Annotated in this window: 16 protein-coding genes and 1 pseudogene; 8 read left to right on the top strand and 9 right to left on the bottom strand. The window is 46.5% G+C overall.

Features of this window, described 5'->3' with window-relative positions; all coding sequences use genetic code 11:
• Positions 1-100 precede the first annotated feature (100 nt).
• On the top strand, positions 101-724 hold the full coding sequence (locus OQ477_RS12035; RefSeq protein ID WP_265972615.1) for a hypothetical protein: 624 nt from the start codon (positions 101-103) through the stop codon (positions 722-724).
• Between the two features lie 44 nt (positions 725-768).
• On the opposite strand, the pseudogene OQ477_RS12030 reads toward OQ477_RS12035, so the two are convergent.
• From OQ477_RS12030 to OQ477_RS12020, 3 genes and pseudogenes are all read right to left on the bottom strand, one after another.
• Positions 769-1,499, bottom strand: a pseudogene (locus tag OQ477_RS12030) (protein rep); the annotation flags it as partial.
• 81 nt (positions 1,500-1,580) lie between these two features.
• The gene (locus OQ477_RS12025) at positions 1,581-1,937 is read right to left on the bottom strand and encodes a YwqH-like family protein (RefSeq protein WP_265972614.1); all 357 of its coding nucleotides are present in this window, start codon (positions 1,935-1,937) and stop codon (positions 1,581-1,583) included.
• A gap of 133 nt (positions 1,938-2,070) precedes the next feature.
• Positions 2,071-2,481, bottom strand: a complete 411-nt coding sequence (locus tag OQ477_RS12020) for a very short patch repair endonuclease (RefSeq protein WP_024085991.1) — start codon at positions 2,479-2,481, stop codon at positions 2,071-2,073.
• A gap of 168 nt (positions 2,482-2,649) precedes the next feature.
• Between OQ477_RS12020 and OQ477_RS12015 the strand changes: the two genes are divergently transcribed.
• On the top strand, positions 2,650-3,756 hold the full coding sequence (locus OQ477_RS12015) for a DNA cytosine methyltransferase (RefSeq protein WP_032875608.1): 1,107 nt from the start codon (positions 2,650-2,652) through the stop codon (positions 3,754-3,756).
• Positions 3,757-3,894: 138 nt separating this feature from the next.
• On the opposite strand, the gene OQ477_RS12010 is transcribed toward OQ477_RS12015, so the two are convergent.
• The 3 genes from OQ477_RS12010 to OQ477_RS12000 all read right to left on the bottom strand — a co-directional run bounded on the left by OQ477_RS12010 (position 3,895) and on the right by OQ477_RS12000 (position 7,557).
• A complete protein-coding gene (locus OQ477_RS12010; protein WP_265972613.1) occupies positions 3,895-5,517 on the bottom strand; it encodes an AlwI family type II restriction endonuclease in 1,623 nt (540 codons plus the stop codon).
• Positions 5,518-5,537: 20 nt separating this feature from the next.
• Positions 5,538-5,981 carry a hypothetical protein gene (locus OQ477_RS12005; RefSeq protein ID WP_049589291.1) on the bottom strand — a complete coding sequence of 148 codons (444 nt, stop codon included), beginning with the start codon at positions 5,979-5,981 and terminating at the stop codon, positions 5,538-5,540.
• 166 nt (positions 5,982-6,147) lie between these two features.
• Complete coding sequence (locus OQ477_RS12000) at positions 6,148-7,557, bottom strand: glycoside hydrolase family 43 protein (protein WP_265972611.1); 1,410 nt, start codon at positions 7,555-7,557, stop codon at positions 6,148-6,150.
• 241 nt (positions 7,558-7,798) lie between these two features.
• Between OQ477_RS12000 and hutP the strand changes: the two genes are divergently transcribed.
• The 6 genes from hutP to OQ477_RS11970 all read left to right on the top strand — a co-directional run bounded on the left by hutP (position 7,799) and on the right by OQ477_RS11970 (position 15,256).
• Entirely contained in the window at positions 7,799-8,245 is a 447-nt protein-coding gene (hutP, locus tag OQ477_RS11995; protein ID WP_004393292.1) for a hut operon transcriptional regulator HutP, read from the top strand.
• 112 nt (positions 8,246-8,357) lie between these two features.
• Positions 8,358-9,896, top strand: coding sequence for a histidine ammonia-lyase (hutH, locus tag OQ477_RS11990; RefSeq protein ID WP_265972610.1), 1,539 nt, complete (start codon positions 8,358-8,360; stop codon positions 9,894-9,896).
• Positions 9,893-11,557 (top strand): urocanate hydratase, encoded by a 1,665-nt coding sequence (gene hutU / locus OQ477_RS11985; protein WP_265972609.1) that lies wholly within the window; start codon positions 9,893-9,895, stop codon positions 11,555-11,557. The genes hutH and hutU overlap by 4 nt, the downstream gene beginning before the upstream one ends.
• Position 11,558: 1 nt before the next feature.
• Positions 11,559-12,824, top strand: coding sequence for an imidazolonepropionase (gene hutI / locus OQ477_RS11980; protein WP_265972608.1), 1,266 nt, complete (start codon positions 11,559-11,561; stop codon positions 12,822-12,824).
• A complete protein-coding gene (gene hutG, locus OQ477_RS11975; protein WP_017418560.1) occupies positions 12,817-13,767 on the top strand; it encodes a formimidoylglutamase in 951 nt (316 codons plus the stop codon). Before hutI ends, hutG begins: the two co-directional genes overlap by 8 nt.
• Before the next feature lie 70 nt (positions 13,768-13,837).
• A complete protein-coding gene (locus OQ477_RS11970) occupies positions 13,838-15,256 on the top strand; it encodes an amino acid permease (protein WP_007407815.1) in 1,419 nt (472 codons plus the stop codon).
• A gap of 39 nt (positions 15,257-15,295) precedes the next feature.
• On the opposite strand, the gene OQ477_RS11965 is transcribed toward OQ477_RS11970, so the two are convergent.
• The 3 genes from OQ477_RS11965 to deoC all read right to left on the bottom strand — a co-directional run bounded on the left by OQ477_RS11965 (position 15,296) and on the right by deoC (position 18,567).
• Positions 15,296-16,597 (bottom strand): pyrimidine-nucleoside phosphorylase, encoded by a 1,302-nt coding sequence (locus OQ477_RS11965; RefSeq protein WP_007407816.1) that lies wholly within the window; start codon positions 16,595-16,597, stop codon positions 15,296-15,298.
• Positions 16,598-16,624: 27 nt separating this feature from the next.
• Positions 16,625-17,806, bottom strand: a complete 1,182-nt coding sequence (locus OQ477_RS11960; RefSeq protein WP_265972605.1) for a NupC/NupG family nucleoside CNT transporter — start codon at positions 17,804-17,806, stop codon at positions 16,625-16,627.
• A 92-nt stretch (positions 17,807-17,898) separates the two neighbouring features.
• Positions 17,899-18,567: a deoxyribose-phosphate aldolase gene (gene deoC / locus OQ477_RS11955; RefSeq protein WP_004393277.1), complete on the bottom strand. Its 669-nt coding sequence runs from the start codon at positions 18,565-18,567 to the stop codon at positions 17,899-17,901.
• Between the last annotated feature and the right edge of the window lie 10 nt (positions 18,568-18,577).

Genomic DNA, 18,577 nt, shown 5'->3' with positions numbered 1-18,577 from the left:
TATATACCTAAATCCATCATGACACAATTTCCGCTATGGAATCAAGCGGTAAAATGGTTTATAATTTACAAGGTATTTTTAAGTAAAAAAGGGGGATAATATGAAATTTGTTCTAAAGTACAGAAGTAAAATTATTTTGGCAGTTGTTTCAGTGTTTTTATTTTCAATCCTTGGAACGACAGCCGCTGAAGCCGCTGAATCACCGAATAATCAATCATTAGTTCGAGACACTAATCTCGAAAAAGAATTTTCAAGTTTGCTTTCTAGTCAAAAAGCATTATACGCAATTGAAAACATACCTGACTCAGTGGTCAACCAAGGTTCTGATGTAATTTTAGATTGGTTCAGAAATAACATCGATGATCAATCGCTAATCAATGATATGAACGCCGCTGCAACTGAGCTTCATCAATCGGACAAACCATTCAAGACTCAAGGTGTCCTAGGTTGTATAAGTGCTGTTGGTACCGCACTTGCCAGCCTAGCTTTCGCTCCTGCAAAATTGTTAAAGATCAAAAAGGCAATAAAAGCCTTGGGTGGAGTAAAGACATTCGTCACTAAAACATATCAGTACTACAATTATTACAAGAAAAAATACCGCAGTAAAAAAACCGCTTGGAACAAAGCAGTCTCCAAAGCAGCTTCAAAAGCCAGCCCTGAAATAAAAGAGGCGATAATGGACTTCTTTGGCATTACGGCCATCGTTTCTGCTTGTATTGAATAACGGTTCCACAAAGTAAGAGAGCAAGCCACATGGCCTGCTCCCTTTCACTTGATTATGTAATTTTTGATGCCGGGGTGCCAATAAGCCATGACCTCAAAAGCGCTGTTTGCCACCTCATCGTCTTCCTCATCAATCTTAACCAGATCGCCGTCTTCCGCATCTTCAAGGTTCAGATCTCAGATCTTTATGTATCTCCTATCTCCTTCAAAATGCCGCCGTACCCGATCAGCCTTCGCGCAGAAAGCGCATCATCCAAGTAAAACACAGTATTTAAGTTATCATCCGTCACCTTGCTGCCACGCACCACATCCGTGTCCTTAACAGGATATTTAGAAATTTCGAGAACTGCTTTTTGCTCCATCATGGCTTCCCGCACATCGCTCTCAATTTGCTCAGCATCAATTTTAGCTCTTCCCTTGACTCTTCGAATGTCAACAATCGGCGTATAGTCCAGTTTCATCGCCCTTTTCCAAAGACTTGTCCATTCTGCCTGCTTGATATAATTTTTGCCAAAATAACTTCTCTTCACAGGCAATAACACATGAAAATGCGGATGATATGTATCTTCTTCATGATTTTTAGTAATCTCTAAAGCTCTAAAATAGCCAAGTACCGCTGTATCGACCCTTTTGTATTTCATGAGACGATTAAACCCTTTCATCATGTCAGAAATCTTAGACTTCAGCTCTTCTCCTGCTATATTTCTGACAGTCAGCGTGAGAAAAATCCACCCGCAACCGTACTGCCGGTTAGCTTCTTCTACAATTAATTTATTAAATGGGCTTGATACAGCTTCAGTTTGTCCCCTGCTTTACCATATGGAAATCCATCTTGATCTCCTGTCCCATATCGCACCTCATCTCTTCTCTTTTTGTTTTCGGATCTCATTCTCAATTGATCGTATTCTGTGCTGAAGTGTATGCACGTCACCCTCTAATATAGAAATCTTTTCATTAATGGGTTCAATTATCCCGTTCACCTGGTCCTTTTTGATATCAGCCCAGGCATGTGCCATATCTTCGCGACACTCTTCAAAGGCCTTTGCATGGCTCCCTTTCCACGTATGCGGGGATAAATGAGGCTGACTGATCAAATGGTTGATATCTGAAAACTCATGTTTTAAATTTGTTATTTCATGTCTGACTTGTTTCAGGGCATGAATGTGCTCTTGTTTTATAGCAAAGTCGGCTCTTTCCGAATGTAATGCGTTCATCTCTGCTAATATAAGTAAACACCTCGCTTGTAAATTATGGGCATTATAGACTATTTTTATGTTACGCTATGGGTTTATTTGGATGAATAGGCAAAAGGAATTATTTATCACCGGAAAATTTATAATCAGTTATCTACATATTCGTTTTTATAAAAGTTTCTATCTCATCTATTGTTCTTTCAAAATTCTCTTTAAAAGCATGTTCCCAAACCCTTAATATATGCCAGCCATGTTTTATATAGTAGGAAGTAACCTCTTGATCTCTTTCCTTATTCCGCTTCAGTTTTTTCTCCCAATACGCTTTGTTGCTTTTTGGCTGATTTCCGTGAGAGCTGCATCCGTGCCAAAAGCAAGAATCAACAAAGATAACAATTTTGTATTTTTTAATAGCTATATCTGGCTTACCAAAAAGAGATGAAACATTTCTTCTGAATCGCAGGCCCCTGTTCCATAAGGCTGCGGATACTTTATCTTCTAATTTTGATTTTGCTTTAATCGCCTGCATATTCTTTCTTCTTTGTTCTTTTGTATGAGTGTCAGCCATCGATTCCCCTCCCGATTTGTAAAAGTTTTCCCTTAATGAGAACATTTAAATCTTCTATTAAAACAAAAGTTATCTCCTTTCAAATTCGCGAAACAAACGTTCCCCTTTTAGCGTTAAGATGTGTTATAGTTTATAATGTGTATGAGATCAACAAATGGAGGTTTTTATATGATCTTCCGAAAAGGAGAATTGTTCAGCGGACCAGGAGGACTGTCTTTAGGAATTACAAGTGCCCGTGTCGTTGACAGTTCCGGTAATGAATACAGCATAAAACATGAGTGGTCTAATGATTATGACGAATCTGCATGTAAAACATACAGAAGAAATATCTGCAAAAATATTGATGACCCGTCAGTAATTGAGGGTCCTGTGCAAGAATTGGATATAGAAAGCCTCCCTCCTATAGATGCATTAGCCTTTGGATTCCCTTGCAATGATTACAGTATAGTTGGAGAACATAAAGGAATGAGCGGCGATTACGGCCCTCTTTACTCATATGGTGTAAAGGTGCTCAATTATCATAACCCGAAATTTTTCATTGCTGAAAATGTGGGCGGTCTGCAAAGTGCAAATGAAGGTAAAGCTTTTATTCAGATATTGAGGGAACTGGGAGAAGCGGGGATGGGTTATACAATCACTCCTCACTTATATAAATTTGAGGAATACGGCGTACCGCAAAAAAGACACCGTATTATTATAGTAGGTATCAGAAAAGACCAGAATTTAGAATTTAAAATTCCTGCTCCTACTACTCCAAATCAGTATGTTACTGCATACGACGCACTCAATAATCCGCCTATTCTTGATTTTACTGAAAATCATGAGCCTACGAAACATAATCAAAAAACTATTGAGATGCTGAACTATATTCCTCCCGGAAAGAACGCTTGGTATGAGGGCATCCCGGAAGAATTACGACTCAAAGTGAAAGGTGCCCGAATGAGTCAGATTTATAAACGTCTTCATCCGGATGAACCATCTTATACGGTGACTGGAAGCGGCGGCGGCGGCACTCACGTGTACCATTGGGAAGAGCCCCGCGCCTTAACAAATAGAGAACGGGCACGCCTGCAAACCTTTCCTGATCATTTTGTATTTGAAGGAAAGAAAGAAAAGGTAAGACAGCAAATCGGCATGGCTGTCCCTCCAAAAGCTGCTCAAATTATTGCAGAAGCGATACTAAAAACGTTTGCTGGAATTGAATATGACTCTATTGAGCCAAAATGGACTTTTAAAGAGTTAGTTAAAGAGGAAAAAGTTCCTTATATGATTTAAGGAAAAGGAATCTGCAGTCAGATTCCTTTTTCTAATTCAGGCACTCTATAAATATAAGCACAACTCTGTAAGCACGCTTAAAAACATAGTACTAATAGATAATTTAAAGTTTCTACTCTAAATGCATAATTCAATCTCTTAACCTTTGTTGACTTCTTTTAGTAATTGTTCAAATGATGAAAAACTCTTATTTTTTACTGCTCCGAGAAAAATACTTACTCTTTGTTCAGGCATTAATTCATTTTCTATACAATAATCCAGTAATCCTAATAAAGTTTTAGAATTCAGCATAATACCATCAACAGAGTATCCCTGAAGATTTCTTTCAGTTAATCTTTTTATTTTTTCTAAATTTTTAACACCTCTAAATTCATTTGATGCTGTTACGTACCCATAAAAAACCATTTCTTTATCCTCGTAACCTTTATAATTTGGTATATATTCCGAAGCCATATGAGAGGCAAAAGAAGCACTTAATGTAAACTTATCCTTGTATCTCTTTGCATCTATTATTCCATACACGTTACCATAACTGATTAAAATATCAATTTCTGTTCTTTCCCCATTTAAAGCTTTAGGATGCATTGTGACCTCAAAACCCAACGCTTTAAAAATGTTTCCCGTACTTTTTTCAAATTGATGATCGCTGTTCTCATTTAAGTAGCTCTCGACAAAGTTAATATTTAAGGCTTTATATTGATTATCAGCCAGGATTTCATCAGCATACTCTTCTGCATCACTCCGAGGAAATTCTTCATTTAGAATTCCAACAAGATCTTCTTTATCAAGCATAGACGGAGTAGGTATATTTTTAAGAATACTTTGAAGCTTCCTTTTTGTTTTTAATGAATTAGTTGCAGGTTTTATGTTATGGAAGGAGCTTGCTTTGTAGCTGTCAACATCTAATCCGTTATTTTCAAACATTCTTTGCAAAGAAATGAGATAGCGTTTATTAAACGGATACTTTGCATCCAATATTTCCATCTCATTTTTTATTTCCTCTTTTTTGGAATTTTCAACTATTAATGCTTTGCCTCTAACATATTTCACCAATCCTGTATACTCGCTTATCAGCATAAAAGTATGCGCAACATCAGAATGAGCAGTATTGAAATCTCGAGCTCCTTTATCTGACCTCTCTCTATGTTCGAACTTTTCAGCTATATTTTGTTTTAATTTATTTTGTTCTTCAACACTAGAATTTCGGAAATTGATAATACTTTCTGTTATTTCTTTTATTTGATTATCTTTTTGGGCCACCATTACAAAATAGGTAATTTCTTCTTTTGTAACATAATAATCTAGCGATTCTTGATTAACTAATTTAATTAAAAATCTTACGGGACGTATTTGAAAGTCCTCATGAAACTTAGGTTTAAATCCTTTTTCTAAGAAGTATGCATTTGGATATTGAAAGGTGAGTATCTGCTTCCGAATATTTTGATATACTTTTTCCTCTTTTAGTATAGACCTTCCGGCTTTAGTCAGTACAACCTTTCCCTCTTCATCTAAATAACAATAAGCAAAAGTCCTTAGTAATGCCATCCATGTTCTCCCGCCCGATCCGCTCTCACTTATATTCTGTCTTTTAATACCTATATCTGCTAACTCTTGTTCATATCTTTTGTGTACTTCTCTATTACCTGACCAAGTCAGTTTTAAATCATCAGTTGCTTTATATAAAGCCTTTATGGCTTCCTTGTGAAACTTTGGATCCCTTTCCGGCCTTGTAATGAACCAAATAAGCCTTTCTGCTGCCATATCTCAGTCTCCATTTCTGTTTATAATTCTTTAATTTTCATATAAAGTTTTTCTTCTTCAATACTCATTATTTTTTTCTTTTTCATAATTTCAAAATAGAACGTTATACCTTTTAAAAAATCCTTATTGTGTTCAATATAACTGTCAAAATCGCCATCTGTAATGTTATTTGTTCTTCTCACTATTTCTAGAATTTCAATATCCAAAAGCTCGTCTATTGTTATTTCATTCATTTTATTTTCTTTCAGCAGCTCATTAGTAGCATCGAGGTATCTCAAAACTGTTGATATTTTAGGAACCTTCATTTCATTCAGCATTTTGTTAAAAGCATTATCACTCTTACCGGCTTTTGTACTTAAATGAGTTTGTTTAATATTACTATTATCCCGGATACTATTTAACTTATCTAAAATCTTTTTCGCTATAACCTTTTCTAAAAAGCTTTGAAGTACAACATTACTCATATTTCTCCTCTTTCAAAAAATGAACTTGTTTTAAAAGAACTTACAACTATAATAAAACAATCTCTATAACAATATTATACTCTATAGAGTATTAATTACTTTTCAAGTGATTTTTTATATTACAAAAAAAGAACCTTCTTAATTAAAAGAAGATTCTGAGTCCGCCTCACTTCACTCCCCAAACAGCCTCCCCATCACCGCTCAGCACACTAAACGTCACAACTTCTTTCTCTCTCGCCGAGTCCCATTCTTTCAGGAAGACGCCGTCATAATTTGTGCCGTTCAGGTTGATTCGGGCTTTGCTGCTGTCCGTTATTGTCCAGGTTCCGGTCATTTCCCCGGAAATGGTGCCGTCGTTGTTAAGCCGGATGTTTTTTGGGGTTTTGATCGTAGCTGTGATGTCTTTTCCGTGCTGGATGAGTTTGTAGGTTCCGGATGCGGCGGCTGCCGATATGTGTGAATCCGGTTCTCCCGCATAGCGGTATGGCGCTGCAACGGGCCATCCGTCTTTGTTCATGTACAGCCGATGCACTCTGACTTCGTGCTCTTCGCCTCTGTTCGGGAAACGGGTGTGGAAAATGAGGTATGATCGTTTCGTTTTCCCGTCGTAAAACACGGAGTTGTGTCCCGGTGATATGTAGCCCGTGCCTTTTTCAGATTGTGAGGCGAAGCTGTAGCCGCCCATGAGTTTGACCCCGTACGGTTCAATTGCTTTGTCGTCGAAGAAGCTGCCGTCTTTTCCTTTGGCATCAAGCATGTTATGGCCTGCGGCGTCATAGTACGGACCGTCCGGGTTTTTAGAGCGCGCCACACGCATATGATAACCGCCGGCTGTGTCAAGTCCGCCGAATGACAGATACAGATAGTAATATTTCGTTTCCGGATTGTAGCTGCTGATGTACGGGCCTTCGATTCTGCTGTGATTTCCGCCGAGCAGTTTTTTTCCGTAGCCTTGGTTCGGGAGCGGGAAACCGGTTTTCGGATTCATTTCCAGTATAAAAATCCCCCCGGAGTAAGAGCCGTACACCATCCAAAGCTTGCCTTTATGGTCAAAAAACGTTTGCGGATCTACGACATTCGGATGAACGTTTGCATGATACGTCGTGCCGTCTTCGCTTTTTCCTTCCATGCCCGATTTCAAAAAGATGCCTTTGTTTTTGTAGGGCCCTTCGATCTTGTCACTCACGGCGACACCGAGAGCGGATCGCGGCGAGTCTCCTTTACAGGCGTTATAGTACATGTAATATTTCCCGTCAGCCAGCTGGGCGACGTCTGGCGCCCACAGCGTATCAGACTGGGCCCAGTCGAATGTCTCTTTTAATTCGGTGTAGACGTTCGGGATCAGGGGATTATTGGGATTGACGCTTGAAGACAGCTGCTGCCACTGCATCAGGTTTTTCGACTTGGCGGAAGCCAAATGCGAGCCGAATACATAATATGTATCGCCTGTTTTGATGACGGACGGATCATGCACGCTGACCTCTGAAAAAACCGGATGCTGGGCTTTTGCCTGCGGCAGAGTGAACCCGATGACCGCTGCTGAGACCAGGCACACACGAAAGAAACTGGTTTTCATTTTCTGAAATCGCCTCGCTCTCTTCTTTTCTTAAAACGCTTTCAAGACAACGCTCCATTTTATGTTGCGGATGGCGGAAGTATGTGATCAACAGCGCCGGCTTCACGATGTACCGCTTTACTTCGATAGCAATCTGATTTGTGAAAGACTGGAAAAAAAGTTTTGACTTCTGATTCGCAAACACTTAATATAAAAAACAGTTACTAGTTATCAGAATATTTAAGAATTGAGTGAAGCATATATGACCTTACACAAAGACCGCCGCATCGGGCGATTGTCCGTCCTTCTTCTGCTTCATGAGACTGAAGAAAACCAGCAGATCAGCCGGCTGGAACGGGACGGCTGGAAAGTCTGTCTCGGCAGGGTGGGTTCAATGGATGCGCATAAGGTGGTAGCCGCAATTGAAACCGCTTCCAAAAAGAGCGGCGTCATTCAATCTGAGGGTTATCGCGAATCACATGCGCTGTATCATGCCACAATGGAAGCTTTGCACGGAGTGACGCGGGGCGAAATGCTGCTTGGCTCGCTGCTTCGTACCGTGGGCCTGAAGTTTGCCGTCTTGCGGGGAAATCCGTATGAAAGCGAGGCGGAAGGCGATTGGATCGCCGTTTCACTTTACGGCACGATCGGGGCTCCGATTAAGGGGCTTGAGCACGAAACATTCGGAGTCGGAATTAATCACATATGAATCAGCCCATAGATTTCAGATGATAGGGGGCTATGCGTGAAATATCATTTTCATGGCATAGCTCCTTTTTGTATGGGCGCTTTACCAAAGTAAAGGAAAAGGGGTTGAAATGATGGTGACGTTAGACGGTTCCTCACTGACAACCGCAGATGCCCAGCGTGTGCTGTTTGATTTTGAAGAGGTTCAGGCATCTGCCGCAAGCATGGAACGTGTGAAAAAAAGCAGGGCGGCGGTTGAAAGGATCGTTCAAGAAGAGAAGACCATTTATGGGATTACGACGGGATTCGGCAAGTTCAGCGATGTGCTGATTCAAAAAGAAGACGCCGCGGATCTGCAGCTGAATCTGATTCTTTCTCACGCGTGCGGCGTCGGTGATCCGTTTCCGGAATCTGTATCGCGGGCCATGCTGCTTTTGCGAGCCAATGCCCTGCTGAAAGGCTTTTCCGGCGTGCGGACTGAGCTGATTGATCAACTGCTCGCGTATCTCAATCATCGCATTCACCCGGTCATCCCGCAGCAAGGGTCACTGGGGGCGAGCGGAGATTTGGCGCCGCTTTCTCATCTCGCACTGGCGCTTATCGGGCAAGGCGAAGTCATTTACGAAGGGGCCCGGATGCCGACAGCTCATGCTTTAGAAAAGACAAACCTTCAGCCGGCCGTCCTGACCTCTAAGGAAGGGCTCGCGCTGATCAACGGAACGCAGGCCATGACCGCGATGGGTCTGATCGCTTACCTCGAGGCCGAAAAGCTGGCCTATCAGTCGGAACGGATCGCGAGCTTAACGATCGAAGGCCTTCAGGGCATTATCGATGCGTTTGACGAGGACATTCATGCCGCCCGCGGATATCAGGAACAGATGGATGTCGCAGAGCGAATCCGCTATTACTTGTCAGACAGCAAGCTGACGACCGTCCAAGGGGAGCTGCGTGTCCAGGACGCCTATTCGATCCGCTGTATTCCTCAAGTCCACGGCGCATCATGGCAGACATTAGCGTATGTAAAAGAAAAACTAGAAATTGAGATGAATGCCGCGACAGATAACCCGCTCATTTTCGAAGACGGCGCCAAAATCATCTCAGGCGGAAACTTTCACGGACAGCCGATCGCCTTTGCCATGGATTTTCTCAAAGTAGCGGCGGCCGAGCTTGCGAATATTTCTGAACGCCGGATCGAACGGCTTGTAAATCCGCAGCTGAATGACCTGCCGCCCTTTCTGAGCCCTCAGCCCGGCTTACAATCCGGAGCGATGATCATGCAATATGCGGCGGCTTCCCTCGTGTCAGAAAATAAAACCCTGGCCCATCCCGCCAGTGTCGATTCAATTCCTTCATCGGCAAACCAGGAGGATCACGTCAGCATGGGAACCATCGCCTCAAGGCACGCCTACCAGATCATCGCGAATACGAGACGGGTGCTTGCCGTTGAAGCCATTTGCGCGCTGCAGGCCGTGGAATACCGGGGTGCGGAACATTGCGCCTCGTACACAAAACAGCTCTATCACGAAATGAGAAACATCGTGCCGTCCATACAAGAAGACCGCGTATTTTCTTATGACATCGAGCATCTGAGTGACTGGCTGAAGAAGGAGTCTTTTCTGCCGAATGAGCATCACCAAAAACTGATGACCAATGAAGGGGGACTGACAAGATGACTGATGTAAAGAAATCAATCCGCGCCGGCCGCGGCACCGATCTTGAATGCTTAGGATGGGAGCAGGAAGCCGTGCTCCGCATGCTCCGAAACAACCTTGACCCGGAGGTTGCCGAAAAGCCGGAGGATCTGATCGTATACGGCGGCATAGGCAAGGCCGCTCGAAACTGGGATGCTTTTCACGCGATTGAGCGCTCCCTCAAAACGTTAAAAGATGATGAAACACTGCTGATTCAATCCGGAAAACCGGTCGGACTGTTCCGCACGCACAGCCGCGCGCCCCGCGTCCTGCTGGCTAATTCGGTTCTCGTGCCGAAATGGGCGGATTGGGAGCATTTCCATGACCTTGAGAAAAAAGGGCTGATGATGTACGGGCAGATGACGGCCGGCAGCTGGATTTATATCGGCTCACAAGGTATTTTGCAAGGCACCTATGAAACCTTTGCGGAGCTTGCGAGACAGCATTTCGGCGGCAGTCTGAAAGGAACCCTAACGCTGACGGCCGGACTTGGCGGAATGGGAGGCGCCCAGCCGCTGTCCGTCACGATGAATGATGGCGTCGTCATCGCCGTTGAAGCGGATGAAACACGGATTGATAAACGGATGGAAACAAACTATTGCGACCGTAAAACCGCATCAATTGACGAAGCGCTGCGCTGGGCCGAAGCAGCCAGACAAGCCGGAGAACCTTTATCGATCGGTCTTCTCGGCAATGCGGCTGAGGTGCATCATGAGCTTTTGAACCGCGGCGTCCATATTGACATCGTGACCGATCAGACTTCCGCTCACGACCCGCTGATCGGCTATATTCCGGCAGGATACTCACTTGAAGAGGCCGGCTGCCTGCGCCGGGATCAGCCTGAATTATACGTAAGGCTTTCCAAGCAAAGTATGAAAAAGCATGTGGAAGCCATGCTCGCCTTCAAGAAAAAAGGGGCTATCGTCTTTGATTACGGCAACAATATCCGCCAGGCTGCCAAAGATGAGGGGCTCGCCGATGCTTTTGATTTCCCGGGATTCGTTCCCGCTTACATCCGGCCGTTATTTTGTGAAGGAAAAGGGCCGTTCCGCTGGGCTGCACTGTCGGGCGATCCTGAAGATATATACCGCACGGACGCTTTATTAAAAGAGCTGTTTCCAGAAAATCAAGCCCTTCACCGCTGGATTGACATGGCACAGAAAAAAGTCACATTCCAAGGCCTGCCGTCCCGTATTTGCTGGCTCGGCTACGGTGAACGGGAAAAGATGGGGCTCGCCATCAATGAATTGGTCAGAAACGGCGAGCTGAAAGCCCCGATCGTCATCGGAAGAGACCATTTAGACTGCGGATCTGTCGCCTCTCCGAATCGGGAAACAGAAGCGATGAAAGACGGAAGCGACGCGGTCGGCGATTGGGCGGTGCTGAACGCGCTGATCAACACGGCCTCAGGCGCAAGCTGGGTTTCTTTTCACCACGGCGGGGGCGTCGGCATGGGATATTCCCTTCATGCGGGAATGGTCGCGGTCGCTGACGGCAGCATCCTTGCGGAACAACGGCTTTCCCGCGTTCTGACAAGCGATCCGGGAATGGGCATCATTCGCCATGCGGACGCAGGTTATGAAAAAGCGGCTCAAGTCGCCGAGGAACAAAACATTATGATACCGATGAAAAAGGAGCGGTAACATGCCGAAGCAAATAGATACCATACTCACCAACATCGGCCAGCTGCTGACGATGGAATCCGGCGGCCCCCGATCAGGCGGAAGCATGCAGGATCTTCATGTCACGGAAGATGCCGTCATCGGCATTCACGACGGGCGCATTGTTTTTGCCGGACATCAAGGAGCAGAGGAAGGATACGAGGCACGAGACAACATCGACTGCGGGGGACGGCTCGTCACCCCCGGCCTCGTCGATCCCCATACCCACCTTGTATTCGGAGGGTCCCGGGAAAAAGAACTGAATTTAAAAATTCAGGGCATGTCCTATTTGGATATTCTGGCACAAGGCGGCGGTATTTTGTCAACGGTCAAAGACACGAAAGCCGCCTCCGAAGAAGAACTGATTGAAAAAGGGCTTTTTCACCTCGGACGCATGCTGTCATACGGCATCACGACCGCGGAAGTAAAAAGCGGGTACGGACTCGACAAAGACACGGAGCTGAAACAGCTGACCGCGGCGAAAAAACTGGGCGGGCGCCAGCCGGTCGACCTTGTCACGACCTTTATGGGGGCACACGCCATTCCGCCTGAGTACCGGAACAGCCCTGACGAATTTCTGAATCGCATGCTGCAGCTTTTGCCTGAAATAAAAGAAAAAGGCCTCGCGCAATTTGCCGATATTTTCACAGAAACAGGCGTCTTTACCGTCAGCCAGTCACGGGACTACCTGAAAAAGGCGTCTGAAGCTGGTTTCGGCCTGAAAATCCATGCTGATGAGATTGACCCGCTCGGCGGCGCGGAATTGGCGGCAGAGCTGCATGCTGTTTCTGCCGATCATTTGGTGGGGGCGTCTGACGAAGGCATCGAAAAGCTAGCGGAGTCCGGAACGATCGCCGTCCTGCTGCCGGGCACGACTTTCTATCTCGGCAAACACACTTATGCGAGAGCCCGGGAGATGATTGATGCGGGCGTACGGGTCAGTTTGGCGACTGACTTCAACCCGGGCAGCTCACCGACGGAAAATCTCCAGCTCATCATGTCGATTGCCGCGCTTCATTTAAAAATGACCGCAGAAGAAATCTGGCACGCTGTCACCGTTAATGCCGCGTATGCGATTGGAAAAGGCGAAGAGGCCGGACAAATTAAAGCCGGACGGGCGGCTGACATTGTCATTTGGGAAGCGCCGAATTACATGTATATCCCGTATCATTACGGCGTCAATCATGTCCTCCGTGTCATCAAGAACGGAAAGACGGTCGTTTCAAGGGAGGGAGCCGCTCTTGGATAAGTATCCGTTTCTGCAAAAAGCCGGCTCCCTCTTCAACGACCGCCATGTGACAAGGATCGGCGATGTGACGGAAGCGTGGGCGGGACAAACGATCAAAGGGCCGGCTTTGATCGGCGTTCCGCTTTCTAAGTCGTCAATCAGCCATTCCGGCGCCTGCTTTGCACCCGGTGCGATCCGCCGGGCGCTCGGCGGCATTTCCGCATATTCCGCAGAGCTGCGGGAGCATGTCATTGACCATCTGTACGATATCGGCGATATTCAGATTCACGTCACGGATGTCGTCACATCTCACGAACACATTTATCGGACCATTCATGACATTCTGACGGATCAGCCTGACTGGGTGCCTGTCATTCTCGGCGGCGACAACTCCATCAGTTATTCCACTATTAAAGCCATTGCGGAAACGAAAGGAACAACGGCCGTCTTTCAATTCGACGCCCACCACGACGTCCGCAACACAGAAGACGGAGGGCCGACAAACGGCACGCCATTCCGCCGGCTGTTAGATGAAAATATCATAAGCGGACAAAACCTGATTCAGCTTGGAATCAGGGAGTTCAGCAACAGCTTGGCATATGAACAATATGTAAAAGAGCGGCAGGCAGACGTGCATACAATGGAGATGATCCGGGAGAAAGGGCTCCTCCGAACGATACAAGAGGTCTTGCCGGCCGTTCAAAAAAGAGCCGACGCCATTTTTATTTCGGTTGATATGGATGTGCTGGATCAAGCTCATGCGCCCGGCTGCCCCGCGATCGGTCCCGGAGGTCTGTATACCGAGGAACTGCTTCAGGCGGTCAGGTTTTTAGCCCAGGAGGCTGACATCTCGGGTATTGAGATCGTTGAGGTTGATCCGACACTTGATTTTCGCGATATGACAAGCCGGGCAGCCGCACACGTCATTTTACATGCATTAAAGGGATTTAAATTGTCACGTTAAAGTCAAATCCGGCACGCGTGCTCTCGGCTGCCGGAAGATTCTCACGCCACGCAAAAAGGGGGAGATCACGATGGATGTTGATCAAGGCGGCAATCAACTAAAGCGCACGATGAAAAGCAGGCACTTATTTATGATTTCATTGGGAGGAGTCATCGGCACGGGGCTGTTTTTGAGCACAGGGTATACATTGAGCCAGGCCGGGCCGGGCGGGACGATCGCCGCTTACCTGATCGGCGGCTTGATGATGTATCTTGTCATGCAGTGTCTCGGGGAATTGTCAGTAGCCATGCCTGTGACCGGTTCATTTCAAACGTATGCGACAACGTTTATCGGGCCGTCCACGGGTTTTATGGTCGGTATCATGTATTGGGTGAATTGGGTGGTGACGGTAGGATCGGAGTTTACAGCTTCCGGTATCCTCATGCAGCGCTGGTTTCCCCACAGCAGCGTCTGGATGTGGAGCGCGATTTTCGCGGCTCTCCTTTTTGCCGCCAATGCATTCTCCGTTAAATTGTTTGCAGAAACGGAGTTTTGGTTTTCCAGCGTCAAAATCGTTACCATCCTTTTATTTATCATCTTAGGCGGCGCCGCGATGTTCGGTTTGATTTCATTGCACGGTTCGGGTGAAGCTCCGATGCTGTCGAATTTCACCTCACACGGCGGACTGTTTCCGAACGGCTTTCTTGCGGTTTTCATCGCAATGATTTCCGTAAGCTTCGCCTTTTCAGGGACGGAGCTGATCGGAATTACCGCGGGTGAAACCGCCAATCCGGCAAAAGATATTCCGCGTTCGATCCGAAATGTCGCCTGGAGAACGGTCATCTTTTTTATCGGCGCCATTTTTGTGCTGTCCGGACTGATCTCCTGGAAGGAAGCCGGTGTGATTGAAAGCCCGTTTGTCGCGGTCTTTTCCCAAATCGGTATCCCATACGCCGCAGATATCATGAACTTCGTGATTTTAACGGCTTTGCTTTCGGTCGCCAACTCCGGACTGTATGCTTCCACCCGGATGCTGTGGTCTCTTGCGAATGAAAACATGATCAGCGCCCGGTTCAAAAAAGTCACGCCGAAAGGCATTCCGCTGAATGCTCTGCTCGCCAGCATGGCCGTTTCCTGCATATCCTTGATCTCAAGCATCGCCGCCCCGGGCACGGTCTACGTGGTGCTCGTGGCAATAGCCGGATTTGCCGGCGTCGTGGTGTGGATGAGCATCGCCCTGTCTCAGCTGTTATTTCGAAAACATTATGTGAAAAACGGCGGACGCGTCTCGGATCTGACCTTCCGCACACCGTTATACCCTCTCGTTCCGATCGCCGCTGTGATCTTATGTTTCGCTTCATGCGTAGGCCTTGCATTTGATCCCAATCAAAGAATCGCCCTCTTCTGCGGAATTCCTTGTATGATCCTGTGCTATCTCATTCGTTTTTTGAGAAAGAAACAGCCGAAACAATCCGTCCGTGACATTCATTTGGATAAAACCATGCCATAAAAAAAGGCACATACTGATGAGGTATGTGCCTTTCTTCTCTTATTCCGTAATCAGCGTATGAATCAGTTTCGGCGCTTCCGCTTTTTCTGAGATGCGGATGTTGTCATAGACTTTGGCGGTCACGTCTTCAACGTTTTCGCGGTTGGCGTAAAGGGTGACGAGCGGCTCGCCTTTTTCGACGTTGTCACCGACTTTTTTGCGGAGCATAATGCCGACGGCAAGGTCGATTTCGTCCTCTTTTGTCGCACGTCCCGCGCCTAACAGCATCGCTGCGACGCCGATTTCGTCAGCGACGATTTCTGAAACGACACCCGCTTCTTTCGCCGGAACGTCAATTTTGTACGCCGCCTGCGGAAGTTTGGACGGATCGTCAACGACAGAAGCGTCTCCTCCCTGATTGCTCAGGAACTCTTTGAACTTTTCAAGCGCTTTGCCGTTTTTCATGACTTCCTGCAGCTTCGTTCTTGCTTCTTCCAATGTCTCGGCTTTTTTCGCCAATACGACCATTTGGCTGCCGAGCGTGAGGACGAGTTCGTTTAAGTCTTCAGGCCCTTCCCCTCTTAACGTATCAATGGCTTCTTGTACTTCCAGAGCATTCCCGATCGCAAAACCGAGCGGCTGCGACATGTCAGAAATCACGGCCATCGTCTGGCGGCCGACGTTGTTTCCGATGCGGACCATTGCTTTGGCGAGGTTCACGGCGTCTTCATCCGTTTTCATAAACGCGCCGGCTCCCGTTTTGACGTCAAGCACGATGGCATCTGCTCCGGCGGCGATTTTTTTACTCATAATTGAGCTTGCGATCAGCGGGATGGAGTTCACCGTACCCGTTACATCACGCAGCGCATACAGCTTTTTATCGGCAGGCGTCAAATTGCCGCTTTGTCCGATGACCGCTACCTTGTCGCGGTTCACAAGCTTGATGAATTCATCTTTTGATAATTCCACGTGGAAGCCTTCGATCGCTTCCAGCTTATCAATGGTACCCCCCGTATGGCCAAGACCGCGGCCGGACATTTTAGCGACGGGAACGCCGAGCGCCGCGACGAGCGGTGCGAGTACGAGAGTTGTCGTGTCGCCGACCCCGCCCGTAGAGTGCTTGTCGACCTTAATGCCTTCAATGGCGGAGAGATCAATCGTTTCCCCTGAATTCACCATCGCCATTGTCAGATCGGCGCGCTCCTGATCTGTCATATCCTGAAAGTAAATCGCCATAGCCAGTGCGCTTGCCTGATAATCAGGGATGCTTCCGTCCGTGTATCCTTTTACGAAAAATTGAATTTCTTCTGTTGTCAGTTCTTTTCCATTTTGTTTTTTTACAATAAGATCTACCATTCTCATGATCTATCACCTGTCCTTCATTTATGTTCAGTGAATCAATCCGACGATCGCCGCTGTCAGGAAGCTGACGAGCGTTGCGCCGTACAGCAGCTTCAGCCCGAACCGCGCGACGACGTTTCCTTGTTTTTCATGCAGCCCTTTCACCGCACCGGTAATGATCCCGATAGAGGAGAAATTTGCGAATGAGACAAGGAATACAGATACTACTGCCTGTGTATGCGCACTGAAATGGAAATCGCCGGATGAGAGTGTCTGCATCGCCACAAATTCATTCGATACCATTTTCGTCGCCATAATGCTTCCGGCGCTCACCGCTTCATTCCACGGAATACCGGTTAAAAACGCAAACGGCGCGAATACATATCCGAGCAGCGCCTGGAATGTAATGCCGAAGACCGCGTTAAAAACGCCGTTGACCAGGGCAATGAGTGCGACAAATCCGATCAGCATCGCCGCTACGACGACAGCGACTCTGAATCCATCCATTATATACTCACCGAGCACTTCAAAAAAGGATTGCTTTTCTTCTTCAGGAACGACGATCAAATCCTCTTCTTTGCTGACGGTGTACGGGTTGATGATAGAAGCGATGATAAATCCGCCGAATAAGTTCAGCACAAGCGCCGTCACGACGTATTCAGGCTTCAGCATCATCATGTAAGAACCGACGATCGACATTGAGACCGTCGACATTGCGGATGCGCAAAGCGTATATAAGCGCTGTTCAGTAAGATAACCGAGCTGTTTTTTCAAACTGATAAAGACTTCTGATTGCCCTAAAATCGCGGATGCGACAGCGTTGTAAGATTCGATTTTCCCCATTCCATTCACCTTGCTTAACGCAAGACCGATATACTTCGTGATGAAGGGGAGGACCTTCCAATGCTGCAGAATTCCGATTAAAGCGGATATAAAAACGATCGGCAGAAGCACGCTCATGAAGAACGTCGTCTGTTTCGCATTCACAAGCCCGCCGAATACAAAGTTAATCCCTTCTGATGCATATTCCAGCAAGTAGTTAAATCCTTTTGCAAAACCGCCGACAAGAAAATTCCCGATACCGGTGTTGAGGAGAATATAACCGAGAATCAGCTGCAGCACGAGCATGACGGCGATCGGCCGGATTCTGATTCTTTTTTTGCCGTTGCTGGCAAGCCAGGCAAGACTTAAAAACACAATGATTCCGATAATTCCGATGAGATACTTCATATGTGTTCTCCTTTTATTTGTATTCGCTTACAATTTTTTATGCATCAACAAAGAAAGAGGATGGCGGAAGCTTTCGGCTTCCGCACTGCTGATTAATAGTCGCTGCTGCCGCTGTCTCCGCCGCTCACGATAGAGACGCCCGCACTTGCGCCGATCCGGCTCGCGCCCGCAGCGATCATGCTGTCAACATCAGCTTTTGTTCTGATGCCGCCTGATGCTTTGACCCCGATGTCCGGTCCGACTGTTTTTCTCATAAGAGCGATATCTTCAGCCGTTGCCCCGCCTGTAGAAAAACCGGTAGACGTTTTGACGAAATCGGCGCCGGCTGATACCGCTAAGCGGCACGCGCGCTCTTTTTCTTCATCTGTCAAAAGGCATGTTTCGATGATCACTTTGACGAGCGCTTTTTTATCAGCTGCTTCAACTACCGCACGGATATCAGCTTCAACCGCTTCATCATCGCCGTCTTTTAATGCGCCGATATTGATGACCATGTCAACCTCAGTGGCTCCTTTTGAGATGGCATCCTTCGTTTCAAATGCTTTTGTTTCCGATGTCGTTGCGCCGAGAGGAAATCCGATAACGGTGCAAACGTCAACTCCCGTGCCCTTCAGTTCCTCCGCTGCGAGTTTGACCCAAGTCGGGTTCACACAAACGGAAGCGAATTTATATTCTTTTGCTTCTTTTATCAGTTGTAAAATATCCGCTTTTTGTGTATGCGGTTTCAAAGCAGTATGGTCTATTTGACTTGCAATTGACATTGTATGCACT

It is taken from the genome of Bacillus sp. ChL18, from assembly GCF_026241425.1.
Lineage (GTDB): Bacteria > Bacillota > Bacilli > Bacillales > Bacillaceae > Bacillus > Bacillus velezensis.
This window is presented reverse-complemented; position numbering and strand designations above follow the sequence as displayed.